This is a genomic window from Winogradskyella sp., from assembly GCF_045105575.1.
Classification (GTDB): domain Bacteria; phylum Bacteroidota; class Bacteroidia; order Flavobacteriales; family Flavobacteriaceae; genus Winogradskyella.
On sequence record NZ_JBGCDQ010000022.1, the window covers coordinates 1 to 17,879 of the forward strand.

The window sequence follows — 17,879 nt, forward strand, 5'->3', positions numbered from 1 at the left end:
TTAGTATTTGTTCTTGGCGTTGCGCTGTGACAGCCTAGGATGATTAGTTTCATTGACTAAAAACCTAAGTCACGTTCTATGTCTTCCATTTCAATGATATCAGCTGCTTCTTGTAGCGTTGGGACGACCACAATTTCATCTGGTATTTTGTCTAATTCTGCTTTATCTGAAACAACTACAAAAGACTTCTTAGCAGATCGGTGATTATTACTTAAGCGCAAAAATTCAACCACATCATCTAGTGCAATCTTTTCCAAGCTAGATAATCTAACTACAAGATGATAGTTTTTATACGTCTCATAAGTTTGTTCAATAGTGTGAACCAATGTTTTAACCGAAGAATTTTCTTGGGTAATTATAGTCGTATTTCCGTCTCTATCAATAATCATAAGCTATTGTTTTATTTTAGAAGCCAAAAGGTATATTACAGCCATTCTAATTGCAACGCCATTTTCAACTTGGTTTAATATGATCGCTTGTTTTGAATCTGCCACATCACTTGTAATTTCTACGCCACGATTTATAGGTCCTGGATGCATAATTACAATCTCTTTATCTAAACTATTTAATAATTCTTTATTAACACCAAATTGTTGTGTATACTCTCTAGTTGAAGGAAAGTAACTAATATCCATACGCTCGTTCTGTACTCTTAGCATATTTGCTACATCACACCATTCTAAGGCCTTTTTTAAATTTGTTTCTACTTTTACACCTAAGTCTTTAATGTATTTTGGAAGTAATGTCTTTGGTCCACACACCATAACTTTAGCCCCTTGCAATTGCAGTGCATAAATGTTGGAGAGTGCTACTCTACTATGCAAAATATCACCTACGATAACAACATTTTTTCCTTTTACACTGCCTAGTTTTTCTCTAATTGAATACGTGTCCAACAATGCCTGTGTTGGATGCTCATGCGCTCCATCACCTGCATTTATAATGCTCGCATTAACATGTTTCGACAAAAACACTCCTGCTCCAGGGTTAGGATGGCGCATTACCACCATATCTACTTTCATGGATAAAATGTTATTAACTGTATCTATAAGCGTCTCCCCTTTTTTAACTGAAGATTGTGCAGCTGAAAAATTTATGACGTCTGCTGAAAGCCGTTTCTCGGCTAATTCAAATGATAGCTTAGTCCTTGTTGAATTCTCGAAAAATAAATTAGCGATCGTTATATCTCTAAGTGAAGGTACTTTTTTAATCGGTCTATTAATTACCTCCTTAAATTGATCTGCAGTTTCAAATATAAGTTCAATATCTCGTTCTTTAAGATATTTAATTCCTAATAAGTGATTGACACTTAATTCACTCATAATTATAGTATTTTATTTATCAATTAAATACACTGCATCTTCGCCTTCATTTTCAACCCAATTAACTTTCACTTTTTGAAGATCTATTGCGTCCACCTGTCTACCTCTATAATTTGGTTGAATTGGCAAATGACGACTAAAACGTCTATCTATTAGAGTCAATAACTCTATATTATTAGGTCTTCCAAAAGATTGAATTGCCGTTAATGCAGACCTAATACTTCTTCCCGTGTAAAGCACATCATCAACAAATACAACATTTTTATCTTCGACAATAAAATCTATATTGGTAGTATTAGCCTCTAACGGTTTATCTCCTCGTCTAAAGTCATCTCTAAAAAAGGTTATATCTAAATAGCCCAATTGAATGTTTTTTATTTTATAGTCTACTTTGAGCATTTGGGCAATACGATTCGCCAAATATTTTCCTCTTGGTTGAATACCAATAAGGACGGTTTTAGAGAAATCATCATGGTTTTCAATAAGTTGGCAAGCCAATCTGTGAAGGGTAATATTGACTTCTTTAGAGTTAAGTAATACTTTTTGACTCATTATAGTATCCAAACGTTGTAGGCTTACAAAGTTAGGATAATATTTTTTGTATGCAATGGTTATTTTATGTTGTTAATTGAGGACGAATGTAATCATAAATTATGCTATCATATTTATGTACTTAAACTTAGTCTGATTAAAGTAAAGAGACTTTTGAAACTCATCAAAGTATGGTTTATTTTTAACTACTTCGATTCTACATAATCCTTTCTGAGCAAGTTTTTTCCATTTACTTAAATCTTAATTCATAAAAAAAGCCTCCCGTATAACGAAAGGCTTTATAATATAGATTAATGAATTTCCTTTTTTTTAAAGGAATGGGATTATTTCTTCCCGTCCATTTTATCTTTAAGTGCTTGTAAAGCATCATTTGCATCACCTAAAGTTGGTTTAGCTTCTGCCGCTTGAGCCTCCTGCTTTCTTACAGCACGCTTAACGATTTTAGCTTCTTCAGCTCTAAATACTGCTGTATGAGATGCTACAACACGTTTGAATTCTTTATTAAATTCAATAATCTTGAAGTCTGCTTCTTCACCTTTTTTAAGTTTAGAACCATCTTCTTTCTCTAAATGACGTGCCGGAATAAATGCAACTATATCTTCGTTAAATTCAATTGTTGCTCCTTTATCTACCATTTCTGTCACTGCTGCTTTATGAACAGTATCTAAGGCAAACTCAGTTTCATACTTATCCCATGGATTTTCTGTAGTCTGTTTATGTCCTAAAGATAATTTACGTCCTTCAACGTCTAGCTCTAATACAACAACATCTAAATTATCACCTACATTACAAAATTCTGATGGATGCTTAATTTTCTTAGTCCAAGATAAGTCAGAGATGTAAATTAATCCATCAATACCTTCTTCTAATTCAACGAAAACACCAAAGTTTGTAAAATTACGTACAATACCTGTGTGCTTAGAACCTACAGGATATTTAGTCGTAATATCAGTCCATGGATCTGGTGTTAATTGCTTAATACCAAGAGACATTTTACGATCTTCTCTATCTAAAGTTAAGATTACAGCATCGATTTCATCACCAACAGTTACAAAATCTTGTGCTGAACGTAAATGTGTTGACCAAGACATTTCACTCACGTGAACTAGACCTTCTACACCTTCTTCTACTTCAATAAATGCACCGTAATCTGCAATGACCACAACTTTACCTTTAACTTTATCGCCAATCTTAACGGATTCACCTAAAGCTTCCCAAGGATGCTTAGATAATTGCTTAAGACCTAATTGTATTCTAGACTTGTTTTCATCAAAATCAAGGATTACAACATTTAATTTCTGATCTAATTCAACGATCTCATTTGGATGGTTGATACGTGACCAAGATAAATCTGTAATATGAACTAAACCATCTACACCGCCTAAATCAATAAACACACCATAAGACGTAATGTTTTTCACAATACCTTCTAATACTTGCCCTTTTTCTAGTTGACCAATGATTTCTTTCTTTTGTTCTTCGATATCAGCTTCAATCAAAGCTTTATGAGAAACTACTATGTTTTTGAATTCATGGTTGATTTTTACAACTTTAAATTCCATAGTTTTATTTACGTACTGATCGTAATCTCTAATAGGCTTAACATCAATTTGAGAACCCGGCAAGAACGCTTCTATACCAAATACATCTACGATCATTCCACCTTTAGTTCTACATTTCACAAAACCGTTTACGATTTCGCCAGTATCATGTGCATTATTAACACGTTCCCATGCTTTTATTACACGAGCTTTTCTGTGCGATAATACCAATTGACCAGTTGCATCTTCACGCACGTCAATTAATACTTCAACTCTGTCACCAACTTTAAGATCTGGATTGTAACGGAACTCGTTAAGAGAAATTACACCTTCAGACTTAGCGTTAATGTCAATAATGGCATCACGATCTGTAATAGTGATTACGGTACCTTCTACAACTTCGTCATCTAAAGTGTCAACGAAATTTTCTGATACTAATTTTTCGAATTCTTCTAACTTCGTGTCCGCTACTTGCTCAATTCCTTCTTCGTAATTGTGCCAATCGAACTCTGCTAAGAATTTTTCTGGGTTTGCTTGTGCTTCAGAGATTACTGGAGCGCTTACAGCAGTTCCTGCTTCGTTTGCTTCAGTTGCTTCAACCTCAGCTTGGTTTGTTTCTTTTTCAGACATGTGCTGAATTAAAATTTGTATTCTGTAGTTTTAGAAAGTTTTGCGGAAAACCTACAGAAGTTATTAATTATAAATGATGTTATCCTCTTCACTCTCTCAAGTCCGCCAAAAGGTTTGCAAAAATACTACTTATTATTCTGAAAACCAAACACTAAATGAAGTGACTTTATTTTTTATTTGGTGTCTAATATAATGTATATCAAAATGATGTTAACAATTTTAAATTTTGACGCATAAATTGGTATATTTACAATACTATTAACAATTAAAACTTATAACAATGGTTAGAGCTAAATACCAAGGCGTATTAGACTTAGGTGAAAAATTAAACATTCAGAACGGAAATGTGACTGAAGAAAATGGAGTATTAAAAGTAGAAGGTACTGCAAACACGCAATACGAAAAAAACTTACTTTGGGATAAAATAAAAGAAGCAGGTGGTGTAAATCCGGCTGATATTGTAGCTGATATTAAAGTTGCTGACGAATCTGTGTATGCAAGACATACGGTTGCTTCTGGTGAAACTTTAGGAAAAATAGCAAAGCACTATTTTGGTGATGCTATGAAGTATAAAGAGATTTTTGCTGCAAATTCTGATATTTTAAAGAATCCTGATGTTATTCATCCAGATCAGGAATTAATTATTCCTAATTTATAATTTAAAATTTAAAAAAAAATTAGTATCTTTAATTTGTCGTTTCTCTGAGTGACTTCCGAACATTAAAAGACTTCTAAAATTTTGAAAGCGGTAAGGTAAATCATCTTATCGCTTTTTTATGCCTTAGACTTTAAGACTTCGTTTTACAATTATAAAGGTACTTTGTAATGATAATAGAATCTATATTAACATAATACTAGTTCTACGCAATTTGACCAAACCGAATGAGATACGCTTACGACCAAGAAAATGACAAAATAGAAGTTTCTATTTCTGGACAAAGAGCGAAATGTCGTGATTGTAATTCTCTTGTGATTGGAAGAAAAGGTTCATTCAAAATTAAACATTGGTATCATAAAACAAAAAACGACTGTGACAGTTGGTACGAACCAATAACAGAATGGCATCTTAAATGGCAGAACTTGTTTCCAGAAGATTTTAGAGAAGTAACAATTAAAAATAATGGAAATGGAAAATCTCATCGAGCGGATTTAAAACTAAAAAACGGTTTAGTCATTGAAGTTCAAAACTCACCAATAAATGTTAATGAAATTTCAAAAAGAGAGAGTTTCTATGGAAAGAACAATATGATTTGGATTTTGAATGGAAAAAATCTGGCAAATAAATCCAAAATAAGCTATCAATTTAATCAAAAGAGATTTGCTTTATTTTTCTCTATTCCTGCATACAGCGATTTAGTTTCTGATTATGATATGGATGAATTTAAGTCAGTATTGTGGGAAACTGACACTTTTTCAGAATTGAAAAATGACAAAGATTTACTGGATTTTGAAATGAACAATGGCAACTATTTTAAATTTGAGTTTAAAATTGACAAAGAGTTTTCACAGTTTGACTGTGAATTGACTTACTTATTCAAAAAAATAAGTAACGAACTTTATGGATATGGAACTTATCAAAAACTGATTTCGGAATTTAATATTACTTATATAAGCGTAAATAAGGACAACTACACTAAAGTAGATTTGGAAAAAAAATACTGGCGGAAATTTATTAATTTTATGACTTTCCCTGTATTTATTGACAATTTAGATGGTCTTGGTTCTGAGTTAATATATTGGTATCAAGAAAATAGAATAATAAAACGTTCTGATTTTATTAATAAATATTTGAAATACACCTGAATAAAAACTGCGTAGAACAACGTGTGTAATCAATGGCTGGTTCTCGCCTACTTACAAAAATCCTAACGAATTTTATATTTAGTTTTTATTTGCTAAATTAGTTGCTTTATCACACCACTAATCATACACAAATCCGATATCAAATTAGAAAACAAACTTTTTACTAGATAACGAAATAATTAAACGATAAAAAGGCACAAACTGTAAACGAATTACAATCTGTGCCTTTTCTATAAAAGTTCTATGTTATTTTCTTTATTTCACTTCCTTAAGCGCATTATCAATTAAAGTACGCAAGTGTTGCTTATGCGCTTTACTAGACACATTGCCGCTTGGTGCAGCCATAGCTCTAATTTGTTTTAAATTATACAATGCCATAGATTTTGCATTATTTGTATAACGACTACTTTGCTTACCTGTAAGCATATCAATAAGTCTATTGGTATACTCTAGTTGTAAGTTTTGTCTAAACGAATTGACATTTCTATAAATATCTGCTTTAAAAATAGCAGCATTTAAATCTGTCATAAACGCTGTCAGTGAATACTCATTACCATACAATTCACTATCTGTGATACGTTGTAATGTATTTGGATGCAAAATATGGTTTAATATATTTTCTTGATACGTTAACACTTGACTGTGAATTTTTGGATCTTCAGGACCTCTAAAGAAACCAAAACCACGACGTTGCATTGCTAAATAATTGTATAAATCGCTTGGTGCGCTGAAAGCATCTGGTGCAAATGCATGCTTTTTCAGGGCATTCATAGCACGTTTTTGATCCTCTAGAGGTACTGGAGTAAATGGTTGTGTTCCTCCTTCTTGACCAATCATGGCTCTATCCACATAGATGCCTCCAATAAAACGAGACATTACGCCTGTTGCAATAGCACGTTGACCGCTTAACAAATAATAAGCACGTCTTAATTCTTGATAAGATTCACCCGTTTTAGCAAACTTAGTTTTCACCGCATTCATCATACTATCTACTAATTCAATTCTGTTTATAGAATACCCTATTTGATCGTTAGATAAATCACCTACCATTACTCTAGGATCGATCGCTTTTCCTGGCGCACGCATATCATCAGCATCGTTACCAAATATCAATTGTGGTTCGGTTGATCTATTAAGTAACGTTGTTTTTTCAGCTTCCGACTTAAATGGCGTATAACCGAATTGAATCGCCCAAATATCGTAAGGCCCTACAGACGTATCGTAATACTGGCCTTGCTTGCTTCTGTCGTTTGTTAAATTGATTCCAGCATAATCCATGACAGAACCTGTTAAACATTTGCCTTCAATGAAATCTTTATTAGCTAATTCTTCAGGTGAAAACAATTGACTCGCCTTCATATTATGATTTAAACCTAAGGTGTGCCCTACTTCGTGCATAATTAAGGCAAGCATCGATTCTTTTTTCATACGTGCCATTTCTAAGTCAGAGCCGCCTGAAGCTTCAACGACCGCTTGGCCAAACATGGTATTTTCGTGCATAACATGTCCAAATGAGCACAATACTTTATGCTTTTGTAAATAATCTGATGCATCAAATTCTACATCTGCTTTCGCCAAATCAAATAAGCGATCGTAAAATACTCTGTTTGTAAAATGTACGTATTCTAACATGATGTCTGCACCAATAATCTCACCTGTTTTAGGATTGACGAAACTTGGTCCATAACCTCCAAATGGAGGGTTTGGAGAGGATGTCCAGCGCAATACATTATAATTAATATCACCAGCATCCCAATCCGCATCGTCTGGCTGCATTTTTACAACCATAGCATTTTTAAATCCTGCTTTTTCAAAAGCTTTATTCCATTCTAAAACTCCTTGCGTAATGGTTTCCCTCCATTCTACAGGTGTTGAGTTTTCCATCCACCAGATAATTGGTTTTACAGGCTCTGAAATCGCTGCGTTAGGATCCTTTTTTACTAAATTCCAACGATGTACTAAATCTCTGTATGGTGCTGAATTGGTAGCAGTTTGATCTTCAACCTGCGTTGTAAAATAACCCACTCTAGGGTCATCAAAACGAGGTGCATAATCACTTTCTGGCATCGCTATTAAACTATGAAACATCTTAATACTTACATTTCTGCCATCAGTAACAGCCTGAGATCCGCCATTTAACACAGAAGGTTTTGAGTACACATACTCCACTTCTAAATTGGTGTTGTCTTCATAGTTTTTAATACTGTTAACTTTTGTTTTAATCTTGTCTAAATTACCAAGTGTAAATGCAAAAGGATTAGAACCAGGAAAACGTGGAGGCTTTACCTGAGCTAAGGTTTCTTTTAAAAATAAACCATCGGCTTTTATTAAATAAAGGCCTTCTTTTTCATTGTGTGCTTCAATTTTTACAGTTGCCATAATACCTTCACTCGTGTTGGCATCTTTAGATTTTGAAATGGCATTTTCTGGATCGAAATAGAACGATGTGTTTTGGGTTACAAACTCAATTTTATCATAGTATTTTTTAACTCTAAATACCTTAGAGCCTCCGTAAGATCCTCTAAAGCGACCTGCATCAACTACTCCATTAGACACTTGATTAAAATGAATGTAGTCTTTATTGAAATGCGCATCACTTACCAACATATGTAGCGTACCAGTAATGGTATCACGATACATTGTAAAAAGTCCTTCTATTTTTTCACTAGACTTTGTAAGATCTTCAATTGATTTTTCTTTTTTCTTAGGCTTCGGAGCTGGCGTTTCGGTCTTGTCCTTTTTTCGTTTCTTTTTTCGCTGTGCCTCTAAATTTTGAGGTAAAATAAACGCACACATTAATAATGCTAAAGACAGAAGTCTGAAAGCATTTCGTTTTTTGATGATCATAATTTGTTAGGTGATTAATTAATATAAATTTATGCCTTACAAGATATAAAATAAATGAAGACTATTTTTTGTGGAATTGTTAAAATCTAGGTTTTAAGACTAGTTTTAATTCACTCTATTAAATTCAAGTTTTTTATCATAAAACAGTTATTGCTTTTTAAAAAACAAATGCTGTTTTGAAAAACCAATATCACTAAAACTAGATACCACAACATTAGCCAAACTATAATCCTGCCCTGAAGAATGCGGACTTTTAAAACCAACACAGAAAATACCTGCAGCATGTGCCGCTTTTATGCCATTTGTAGAATCTTCAATCACCATGCACTCAGACGTTTTAAAGCCTGTAAATTCTGCTGCTTTAATAAATATCTCGGGATGCGGTTTGGACTGCTTTAAATCTGCTCCGCTAAATTTTGCTCTGAAATATTGATTTAAATCAAAACGTTCAAAAATTTGAATGATACCTTTCATTGATGCTGATGACGCTACAACTAAGGTTATGCCATTAACATGGTAATCTTTTATGAGGTCTAAAACGCCATCAATAAGAGCGAGTTCGTCATCGTGCTCAAATATATATTTGTAATGTTTTCGTTTTAAGTTTACTAAATATTCTGGTGTTTCTTTTAAACTGAAATGTGTGACTAAGCGTTTACAGATATTAATTGTGGATTGACCTGTAAAAGATTCGTACAAAGCTGCATCAACTTTAATGTTAACCTCATCAAACATGTGATGGTACGCTTTACGATGCAAGGGCTCTGTGTCTACAATAACACCATCCATATCAAACAACACAGCTTTTAGCATATCTTTATTTTTTTTTGGCGAAGATAGAAAAGTATCTTTCAATATTCTGAGAAGAACCCTTAACCTTAGTTTTATTGTATTAAATAATGTTTAGATTTACCATCAAGAAAAAACAACCCATCACATGGCAAAAAAAGGACGCGAAAAAAACACAGCCAATAAAGCCAAGCATAGCAAATTAATTGCTCAGAAAAAGAATAAAACTAAAAGTAAAGATGCTGAGCGCAAAGCACGATTAAAAGAAATCGTTGACATGGCTAAAGCAAAAAAAACAAAAGACGTTTAATCCGTTTACAATACATTATCCATAATATCCTGCACAACTTCTGGATTTAAAAGCGTACTCGTATCACCCAACTGATCGGTTTCATTACAGGCAATTTTTCTTAAAATTCGTCGCATAATTTTACCTGATCGTGTCTTTGGCAAACCTTCTGTGAATTGAATTTTATCGAGTTTTGCAATTGGTCCAATCCGATCAGTAATTAATTGATTGATTTCCTTTCTCAAATTATTATGTACTCGTCCTTCTCCACTATCTTTTAAAGTCACATAACCATAGAGTGCATTTCCTTTTACATCGTGTGGAAAGCCTACAATAGCAGATTCTGCAACGGCTTGATGTTCATTAATAGCATCCTCAATCGGTGCAGTGCCTAAATTATGACCAGACACAATAATAACATCGTCCACACGACCTGTAATTCTGTAATATCCTACTTCGTCCCTTAAAGCACCATCTCCTGTAAAATACATGTTATCGTAAGCAGAAAAATAGGTATCCTTATAACGTTGGTGATTTCCCCAAATCGTCCGTGCCATGGAAGGCCAAGGGAATTTAATACAAAGTCGTCCCTCTACTTGGTTACCTTTTAATTCTTGTCCATTATCATCCATTAATGCTGGCTGTACACCTATAAATGGTAACGTGGCATACGTTGGTTTGGTTGGTGTAGAAAATGGAATTGGCGTAATCATAATACCTCCTGTTTCAGTTTGCCACCAAGTATCTACTATCGGACTTTTCTTTTTTCCTATGTTTTCATCGTACCAATGCCAAGCTTCTTCGTTAATAGGCTCACCAACTGACCCTAATACTTTTAATGAAGACAAATCGTGTTTTTCAACAAACTCAGTGCCTTGTTTTGCCAAAGCTCTAATAGCCGTAGGTGCTGTGTAAAATTGCGTGATTTTATGTTTTTCTACAATATCCCAAAAACGTCCGTAATCTGGATAGCTTGGTACACCTTCAAACATTACAGAAGTTGCACCATTCAATAAAGGCCCGTAAACGATATAACTATGTCCTGTTATCCAACCAATATCGGCAGTACACCAATACACGTCATCTTCACGATATTGAAATACATTTTTAAACGTGTAAGCGGTATAAACCATGTAACCACCACTAGTATGCACCATGCCTTTTGGTTTTCCTGTTGAACCAGATGTGTACAAAATAAATAGAGGATCTTCTGCATCCATAATTTCAGCAACGCAGTCTGAATACGCTTCATCTAAAAGCGGTTGTAACCAAAAATCTCGACCGTCTTTCATCCTAATGTCTGAGTGAATGCGTTTGGCAACCAAAACAGATGCTACAGATGATGTATCTGCTAAAGCATCATCAACAATACCTTTTAGATCTATGGTTTTTGAACCACGATAAGAACCATCTGAGGTAATCACCATTTTTGCATCGCAATCATTAATCCTTGAAGACAAGGCCGAAGCAGAGAAACCAGCAAAAACAACTGAATGAATAGCACCAATTCTGGCACATGCCAAAACAGAAATAGCTAATTCAGGAATCATAGGTAAATAAATACAAACCACATCTCCTTTTTTTATGCCTTTATCTTTTAAAACATTGGCAAATTTGCAAACCCGTTCGTGCAATTGTTTATAGGTAATATGCTCCGCAGCTTCATCTGGATTATTGGGCTCAAATAAAATAGCCGTTTTATCACGTCTTGTATGCAAATGTCTATCGAGACAGTTTTCAGTAATATTGAGTTTAGCGTCTTCAAACCATTTAAATTCAGGTTTACCAAAATCGTAGCTTAAAACCTTAGACCATTTTTTTCTCCAAACAAAATGCTCTTCTGCTATTTCTTCCCAGAATTGTTCAGGATTTCTAACTGATTTTCGGTAGACTTGAAAATATTCTTCAAACTGTTTAATATGATAATTACTCATTGATTTACGACGATTTAATGGAACCGTAATTTAATAAAATTATATTTATCTGTGTGAAGTTTTGAAACGTAAAATAGGTTCAAAAACAAAAATGTGAACTTCAACGAAATTCGGTACTTATTATGTGTTTTCTTTTAAATGTTCTCAACATTTAAATATATTAGCCCTCTTACAGCCATTACATGATAAAATATGCCCTCGCTATTATTTTTAGTATCGTTATTTTGACCACTTCTTTTAGTCAAAAAAAAATAGAACCAAATGCTGAAGATATCGCTAAAGCTAATGCGCTAAAAGAAAAGTTTGACCATAAAGATGACGAAATTGCCCTTGAAGAAAGCATTGACTTTGTTACTTTCGACTTTGATAGCCGCAATAAGAAAGTTACCGTTATACATGATGCCAAAGAGAAAATGATTAACATGATCTCGCGTGCAGACATTCAAAAATACTCTTTTTATGATGGTCAGTCCTCAATTCAACTTTTTAGTATTTATTATAAAAACGATAAATATGCTGGTTTTAATATAGAAGATGAAGCATATAAAAGTGATGATCTATTTCATGTTGATTCAAGAGTAAAGTACACACAAATTGATTTTCCGTTGCAAGGCTACCGTTACAATACGCATTTAATAAAGACGTATAAAGACATTAAATATTTTACCAAATTGTTTTTTAATGAGTCGTATCCTATTGAAAAAAAAGTCATTTCTGTTGAAATCCCAGATTGGCTCGACCTCGAATTAAAAGAGCTCAATTTTGAAGGCTATGCTATTGAAAAAACTATAGAAACCAATTCAAAAAATAAGTCTAAAACATATACCTATACTTTAAAAGACACACCTGCAATGCATAGAGTTTCTAATGCACCAGGACCAACATATGTCTATCCTCATTTATTAATCTTAGCTAAATCTTATACCAAAAAAGGAGAAACGACACCTATTTTCAATTCTACGCAAGACCTCTACAATTGGTACAAATCCTTAGTTAACAGCTTAGAAAATGACAATACAGATATTAAATCTAAGGTTGTGGAGTTGACCGAAAATGCTAAATCCGACGAAGAAAAAATTAAAAACATCTACTATTGGGTACAAGATAACATTAGATATATCGCTTTTGAAGATGGTATTGCAGGTTTCAAACCAGATGAAGCTGCAAATGTGTTTAACAAACGCTATGGTGACTGTAAAGGAATGGCGAACTTAACCAAGCAAATGCTTATTGAAGCTGGCTTTGACGCGCGTTTAACATGGATTGGTACCAAACACATTGCCTACGATTATTCCACTCCAAATTTATCCGTCGATAACCACATGATTTGTGCTTTATTTAAGGATGATAAGGTCGTTTTTTTAGATGGTACCGAAAAGTTTAATGCCTTTGGTGAATATGCAGATCGCATACAAGGCAAACAAGTTTTAATAGAAGATGACGATGCTTTTATTTTAAAATATGTACCGACAAGTGAGGCGCCTTTTAATAAAGAATACTACAATTATGAACTCACTTTAAAAGATGAAGTTTTAGTAGGTACGGTTGAAAAACAATTTAACGGAGAAAGCAGATCTGGACTTTTATATTATTTCGATCAGCTAAAGACCGACAAAAAAGAAGCGTTTTTAGAATCGTATTTAAGTCGTGCGGACAGTAACAGGAAAGTGACAAACATCACGACTTCAGATTTATCTAATCGCGAACTTAACGTCACCATTTCTCATGATCTTAGCGTAAAAAACGCTGTGTCTACTTTTGATAATTCCATCTATATCGATCTTGATTTAGATAAAGAATTCAGTGGTTTTGAGTTAGACGAACGCGATGTTGATTATATTTTCAGCTCTAAAAAATATTTAGAATCTACTACGAAGTTAAAAATCCCTACAGGTTATAGTGTTACGCATGTACCAAATAATATTAACATTTCGAGCGATAATTATGACTTGTCGGTTAAGTTTAAAACTGAAAATAATACGCTAACCTATAAAAAGCTATTTCAGATTAAAAACGCAAAAATTGAAACCAAAGATTTTAACGAATGGAATGGCTTTATAAAAGAACTGAACACCATTTATAAAGAACAAATTATCTTAACAAAAGACTAAAGTGTTCAGTGTTCAGTGTTCAGTGTTCAGTGTTCAGTGTTCAGTGTTCAGTGTTCAGTAAATTAAAGCATAAAGGCCGAATTACAATTAAATATTATAACATTATTATATGAAGATCAAAGGATTAACTACCATAGTATTGCTCGTTACACTTTCTGTCTTTTCTCAATCTAGAGAAGCGCTAGAGGCTAAAGATTTTTTCTGGGGAGAAAAAGATGACTATAAAACAATGATGGACGTTCCTGAAAAATGGAATAACGAATCTGCTGTAATTTTATACAAAAACGAAAACTACGACTTCCATAAATATGGTAAAAACGTCACTTATACCAGTTCTGTAAGACAGCGCATTAAATTATTAGATAAAGCAGCTGTAGAAGAATTCTCAGAATTTGCTTTTGTAAAACGCTTTAGATCAGACAAAGGACGTTATACTTGGAAAGAAGCAGGCAATAACTACGTTGGTATTAAAATTGTAAAACCAGACGGAAGTGAAATAGAAATTAACGTTGAGGAAGAATCTGTAGAGGTCGATGGTGAAACTAAAATTGCAATTGCCAATTTAGAAATTGGTGATATCATTGATTATTATTTTTACCGCTTGGAGCCTTTTAAAACCACTTATGCTTTTGGTTTTGATCCGGTTGAAACCTATTTAGGTGAAGAATATCCTGTGGTTGATTTTAAGTTATTTTTTGAAACTGAAAATGACTTTTTCATCAATTTCAACTCCTTTAATGGAGCTCCAAAATTGACTGAAATTCCCACAGAAAAACGCAATATGAGACGCTACGAGCTTGTAGCTTCAGATATTGAAAAAGCCGAATACAAACGTTGGTCTTATCCGCTTTTAGAAATACCATCTTATAAATTTCAAGTGTACTTTGCAAGATCTGGAAAATTTGAAGATAGTGCCTTAGCCTTTTTACCTGAGAAAGAAGATATTATTAAAACCTCTGTTTCAAAACAAGAAGTTTTAGATCTGTATGAAAGTCGTTTTAGACCAGATGGAAATGTTGGTGATGTGAGACGATTTTTCAAAAAGAAAACCTTTAAAAATGACACCGAAAAAGTAACAGAAGCTTATTATTTTATGCGTCATTATTACCTTACACGCTTTGTAGAGGCCATGATTATTAAAGAGGCTGAAATAATGTACAATCCATTTTTGGTTTATGGTGATCCTGTTTTTATTCAAAATCAAAAACAATTTGTGCGTCATTTTACGGAATATCTCAATAGCGAAGATATTAAGTACGAAATTGTAGTGGCTAAAAAACGTTACGATGGTACCATTGATGATTTATTGATTGAAAAAAATGTAAATACAATGATTAAAGTAGAAACTGCTACTCCACTCTACGCACAATTATTTAGCCTACATACTAATATTAATGAATTTTCACCTTTAATTGAAGGTACAGATGTGTATTTATTATCTCCAACGCGTAATAGAATTGATGTGATTGAAAGAGGTACACTTCCTGTATCTACACATTTAGATAATGAAACAAAAAAAGACATTACCGTAAGTCTTAATGAGGATTTTTCTGGAATTAGTTTAAGTGCAAAAAGCAGCTACAAAGGCCATTCTAAAAAAGACGAACAGTTTGATCGTTTAATGTTTATGGACTACGTCACAGAAGATTATGCCAAATACGAAACCCTACCCTTCGTTGATATGGTAAGACGTAAAAAGGATAAAATTAGGTATAAAAAAGAACTCGATGCTGTTGCTTTAAAAATTAAGGATAAACAAAAAGAACGCTTTGAAAATAATGCAAAAGCAGAATTTCAGATTGAAGAAATCGAAGATTACACGCATAATATTGAGAATACAGGACGTTACGGATTAGACGACTATTTTACGTTTACAGAAAGTTTTACAGCTAAAGATGCTTTAATTAAGAAAGCAGGTCCTAATTATATTATCGAAATTGGCAAGCTCATTGGTGGCCAAATTGATCTCGAAGAAAAAGAACGCGAACGCACAAAAAACATTAATACAGCTAATGCCCGAAGTTTCAATTATAACATCACTTTTAATATTCCAGAAGGCTACACCATTGCTGGTTTAGACAAATTAAATAAATCGGTTAATAACGCTACTGGTGCTTTTATAAGTACAGCTGCTATTGAAGGCAACCAACTTATTGTTACAACATCTAAACAATACAAACACAATTTTGAACCGAGTAGTAATTGGAACAAAATGATTGCTTTTTTAGATGAAGCCAATCAATTTACAAATGAAAAGATATTGTTGAAAAAGAAGTAAAGCCGATTTTGAATGTTTTGAAAAAACCTCTTATGAGCATGTGAAATCATAAGAAGTTTTTTTATTTCTTATTAATGCTCTACAGCCTCATTAGCTCCACTAGGAATACGAATATTCTCAACTAAATCTTGAACCTCTTGAGGAGGTGCTTTGCTGAATTTCATAATCGTTATTGAAACTATAAAATTTAATAACATAGCAATAGTACCGAAACCTTCAGGTGAAATACCAAACCACCATTCACTCTTATTTGGTAATTCGTCATCGAACCAGCCCAATTTGTATTTCATCATATAAAGCAGCATACTTATGATTCCGACAACCATGCCTGCAATAGCACCTTCCTTATTCATACGTTTATAGAAAATTCCGAGAATAATCGCCGGAAAAAATGAAGCTGCAGCCAAACCAAAGGCTAAAGCCACAACGGCTGCCACAAAACCTGGAGGATTAATTCCAAAATAGCCAGCAATACAAACTGCGCCAACAGCAGAAAGTCTTGCAGCTACTAATTCCCCTTTTTCGGAAATAGAAGGTTTGATTATTTTTTTAATTAAATCATGAGATACTGATGATGAAATAACAAGCAATAAACCTGCTGCTGTTGATAAAGCTGCAGCCAATCCACCAGCAGCCACTAAAGCGATGACCCAATTGGGCAGTTTAGCAATTTCAGGATTTGCCAAAACCATAATATCCCGATCTACAATCAATTCATTTTTAGCTTCGTCGGCAATATAGTTAATTAATCCGTCGTTATTTTTATCGTTAAATTTTATTAAGCCCGTTTCTTCCCATTTCTTAAACCATTCTGGCACATTAGCATATGATTGATTAGAAACTGTTTCAATTAAGTTAGTTCTAGCAAAAGCAGCCACAGCAGGAGCTGTAGAAAATAATATAACGATAAGCAGTAAAGCTATTCCTGCTGATTTCCGAGCATCCTTTACACGTTTCACTGTAAAAAACCGAACAATAACGTGCGGTAAACCTGCAGTACCAACCATTAAAGCTAAGGTAATCGCAAGCATATCTATCATAGACTTTGAACCCTCAGTATATTCTGAAAAACCAAGCTCTGTGCTTAAACCATCTAGCTTATCTAAAAGAAAAGTACCAGAACCATCATTAAGTGCGCTTCCAAAACCTAATTGCGGAATTGGATTTCCTGTCATTTGAATAGAAATAAAAATCGCAGGAACCATAAATGCAAATATTAAAACGCAATACTGCGCAACTTGTGTGTATGTGATGCCTTTCATACCACCTAATACGGCATAAAATAAAACGATTAACATTCCTATGATGACTCCTGTATTAATATCAACTTCCAAAAATCGAGAAAACACGATTCCTACTCCACGCATTTGGCCAGCGACATAAGTAAAAGAAACTAACAAAGCACAAAACACAGCAACAATTCTTGCCGTTTTTGAATAATAGCGATCGCCTATAAAATCTGGAACGGTAAACTTACCGAACTTTCGTAAGTATGGAGCTAAGAGCAAAGCCAGCAATACATAACCACCTGTCCAACCCATTAAATAAACCGCTCCATCATAACCTGCAAAAGAAATAATACCGGCCATAGAAATAAACGATGCTGCACTCATCCAATCTGCTGCAGTTGCCATTCCATTTGCTAATGGAGATACTCCTCCACCTGCAACATAAAATTCTTTGGTTGAACCTGCTCTAGACCAAATGGCAATACCAATATAGAGCGTAAAGGTAATCCCTACTAAAATATAGGTCCAAGTTTGAACATCTATTTCGGCTATCA

The 17,879-nt window shown here is 33.8% G+C and carries 13 protein-coding genes; 5 read left to right on the forward strand and 8 right to left on the reverse strand.

All coding sequences use genetic code 11. The annotated features are described in order from the left end of the window. Nucleotides 1-56: 56 nt before the first annotated feature. The 4 genes from AB8B52_RS05060 to rpsA form a co-directional block, all read right to left on the reverse strand. Entirely contained in the window at nt 57-389 is a 333-nt protein-coding gene (locus AB8B52_RS05060; RefSeq protein ID WP_406025865.1) for a ribonuclease Z, read from the reverse strand. 3 nt (nt 390-392) lie between these two features. Further along, nucleotides 393-1,322 carry an aspartate carbamoyltransferase catalytic subunit gene (locus AB8B52_RS05065; protein WP_406025867.1) on the reverse strand — a complete coding sequence of 310 codons (930 nt, stop codon included), beginning with the start codon at nt 1,320-1,322 and terminating at the stop codon, nt 393-395. A 12-nt stretch (nt 1,323-1,334) separates the two neighbouring features. Further along, nucleotides 1,335-1,874, reverse strand: coding sequence for a bifunctional pyr operon transcriptional regulator/uracil phosphoribosyltransferase PyrR (gene pyrR / locus AB8B52_RS05070; RefSeq protein WP_406025868.1), 540 nt, complete (start codon nt 1,872-1,874; stop codon nt 1,335-1,337). Nucleotides 1,875-2,197: 323 nt separating this feature from the next. After that, entirely contained in the window at nt 2,198-4,045 is a 1,848-nt protein-coding gene (gene rpsA, locus AB8B52_RS05075) for a 30S ribosomal protein S1 (RefSeq protein WP_406025870.1), read from the reverse strand. Between the two features lie 280 nt (nt 4,046-4,325). Between rpsA and AB8B52_RS05080 the strand changes: the two genes are divergently transcribed. Then, on the forward strand, nt 4,326-4,703 hold the full coding sequence (locus AB8B52_RS05080) for a LysM peptidoglycan-binding domain-containing protein (RefSeq protein ID WP_406025872.1): 378 nt from the start codon (nt 4,326-4,328) through the stop codon (nt 4,701-4,703). Nucleotides 4,704-4,927: 224 nt separating this feature from the next. Continuing rightward, nucleotides 4,928-5,848, forward strand: a complete 921-nt coding sequence (locus AB8B52_RS05085) for a competence protein CoiA (RefSeq protein WP_406025874.1) — start codon at nt 4,928-4,930, stop codon at nt 5,846-5,848. A gap of 255 nt (nt 5,849-6,103) precedes the next feature. Here the strand turns inward: AB8B52_RS05085 and AB8B52_RS05090 are convergent, their stop codons facing one another. Both AB8B52_RS05090 and AB8B52_RS05095 read right to left on the reverse strand, forming a co-directional pair. Further along, nucleotides 6,104-8,695 carry a zinc-dependent metalloprotease gene (locus AB8B52_RS05090; protein ID WP_406025876.1) on the reverse strand — a complete coding sequence of 864 codons (2,592 nt, stop codon included), beginning with the start codon at nt 8,693-8,695 and terminating at the stop codon, nt 6,104-6,106. Nucleotides 8,696-8,842: 147 nt separating this feature from the next. After that, nucleotides 8,843-9,508, reverse strand: coding sequence for an HAD family hydrolase (locus tag AB8B52_RS05095; RefSeq protein WP_406025878.1), 666 nt, complete (start codon nt 9,506-9,508; stop codon nt 8,843-8,845). A gap of 124 nt (nt 9,509-9,632) precedes the next feature. Between AB8B52_RS05095 and AB8B52_RS05100 the strand changes: the two genes are divergently transcribed. Further along, on the forward strand, nt 9,633-9,794 hold the full coding sequence (locus AB8B52_RS05100) for a hypothetical protein (protein WP_406025880.1): 162 nt from the start codon (nt 9,633-9,635) through the stop codon (nt 9,792-9,794). 5 nt (nt 9,795-9,799) lie between these two features. Here the strand turns inward: AB8B52_RS05100 and acs are convergent, their stop codons facing one another. After that, the gene (gene acs / locus AB8B52_RS05105) at nt 9,800-11,707 is read right to left on the reverse strand and encodes an acetate--CoA ligase (RefSeq protein WP_406025881.1); all 1,908 of its coding nucleotides are present in this window, start codon (nt 11,705-11,707) and stop codon (nt 9,800-9,802) included. Between the two features lie 182 nt (nt 11,708-11,889). On the opposite strand from acs, the gene AB8B52_RS05110 reads away from it, so the two are divergent. Beyond that, nucleotides 11,890-13,818 carry a transglutaminase family protein gene (locus AB8B52_RS05110; RefSeq protein WP_406025883.1) on the forward strand — a complete coding sequence of 643 codons (1,929 nt, stop codon included), beginning with the start codon at nt 11,890-11,892 and terminating at the stop codon, nt 13,816-13,818. A gap of 109 nt (nt 13,819-13,927) precedes the next feature. Continuing rightward, nucleotides 13,928-16,096, forward strand: coding sequence for a hypothetical protein (locus AB8B52_RS05115; protein ID WP_406025885.1), 2,169 nt, complete (start codon nt 13,928-13,930; stop codon nt 16,094-16,096). Between the two features lie 71 nt (nt 16,097-16,167). Here AB8B52_RS05115 and AB8B52_RS05120 read toward each other — a convergent pair whose 3' ends face one another. Then, entirely contained in the window at nt 16,168-17,868 is a 1,701-nt protein-coding gene (locus AB8B52_RS05120) for a sodium:solute symporter family protein (protein WP_406026047.1), read from the reverse strand. Nucleotides 17,869-17,879 lie beyond the last annotated feature (11 nt).

Bases quoted from the DNA above. Each gene is read 5' to 3' on its own strand.
- AB8B52_RS05060 (WP_406025865.1), bottom strand. From the start codon at position 389: ATGATTATTGATAGAGACGGAAATACGACTATAATTACCCAAGAAAAT.
- AB8B52_RS05110 (WP_406025883.1), top strand. From the start codon at position 11,890: ATGATAAAATATGCCCTCGCTATTATTTTTAGTATCGTTATTTTGACC.
- AB8B52_RS05090 (WP_406025876.1), bottom strand. From the start codon at position 8,695: ATGATCATCAAAAAACGAAATGCTTTCAGACTTCTGTCTTTAGCATTA.
- AB8B52_RS05115 (WP_406025885.1), top strand. From the start codon at position 13,928: ATGAAGATCAAAGGATTAACTACCATAGTATTGCTCGTTACACTTTCT.
- pyrR (WP_406025868.1), bottom strand. From the start codon at position 1,874: ATGAGTCAAAAAGTATTACTTAACTCTAAAGAAGTCAATATTACCCTT.
- AB8B52_RS05095 (WP_406025878.1), bottom strand. From the start codon at position 9,508: ATGCTAAAAGCTGTGTTGTTTGATATGGATGGTGTTATTGTAGACACA.
- AB8B52_RS05085 (WP_406025874.1), top strand. From the start codon at position 4,928: ATGAGATACGCTTACGACCAAGAAAATGACAAAATAGAAGTTTCTATT.
- AB8B52_RS05100 (WP_406025880.1), top strand. From the start codon at position 9,633: ATGGCAAAAAAAGGACGCGAAAAAAACACAGCCAATAAAGCCAAGCAT.
- rpsA (WP_406025870.1), bottom strand. From the start codon at position 4,045: ATGTCTGAAAAAGAAACAAACCAAGCTGAGGTTGAAGCAACTGAAGCA.
- acs (WP_406025881.1), bottom strand. From the start codon at position 11,707: ATGAGTAATTATCATATTAAACAGTTTGAAGAATATTTTCAAGTCTAC.
- AB8B52_RS05080 (WP_406025872.1), top strand. From the start codon at position 4,326: ATGGTTAGAGCTAAATACCAAGGCGTATTAGACTTAGGTGAAAAATTA.
- AB8B52_RS05065 (WP_406025867.1), bottom strand. From the start codon at position 1,322: ATGAGTGAATTAAGTGTCAATCACTTATTAGGAATTAAATATCTTAAA.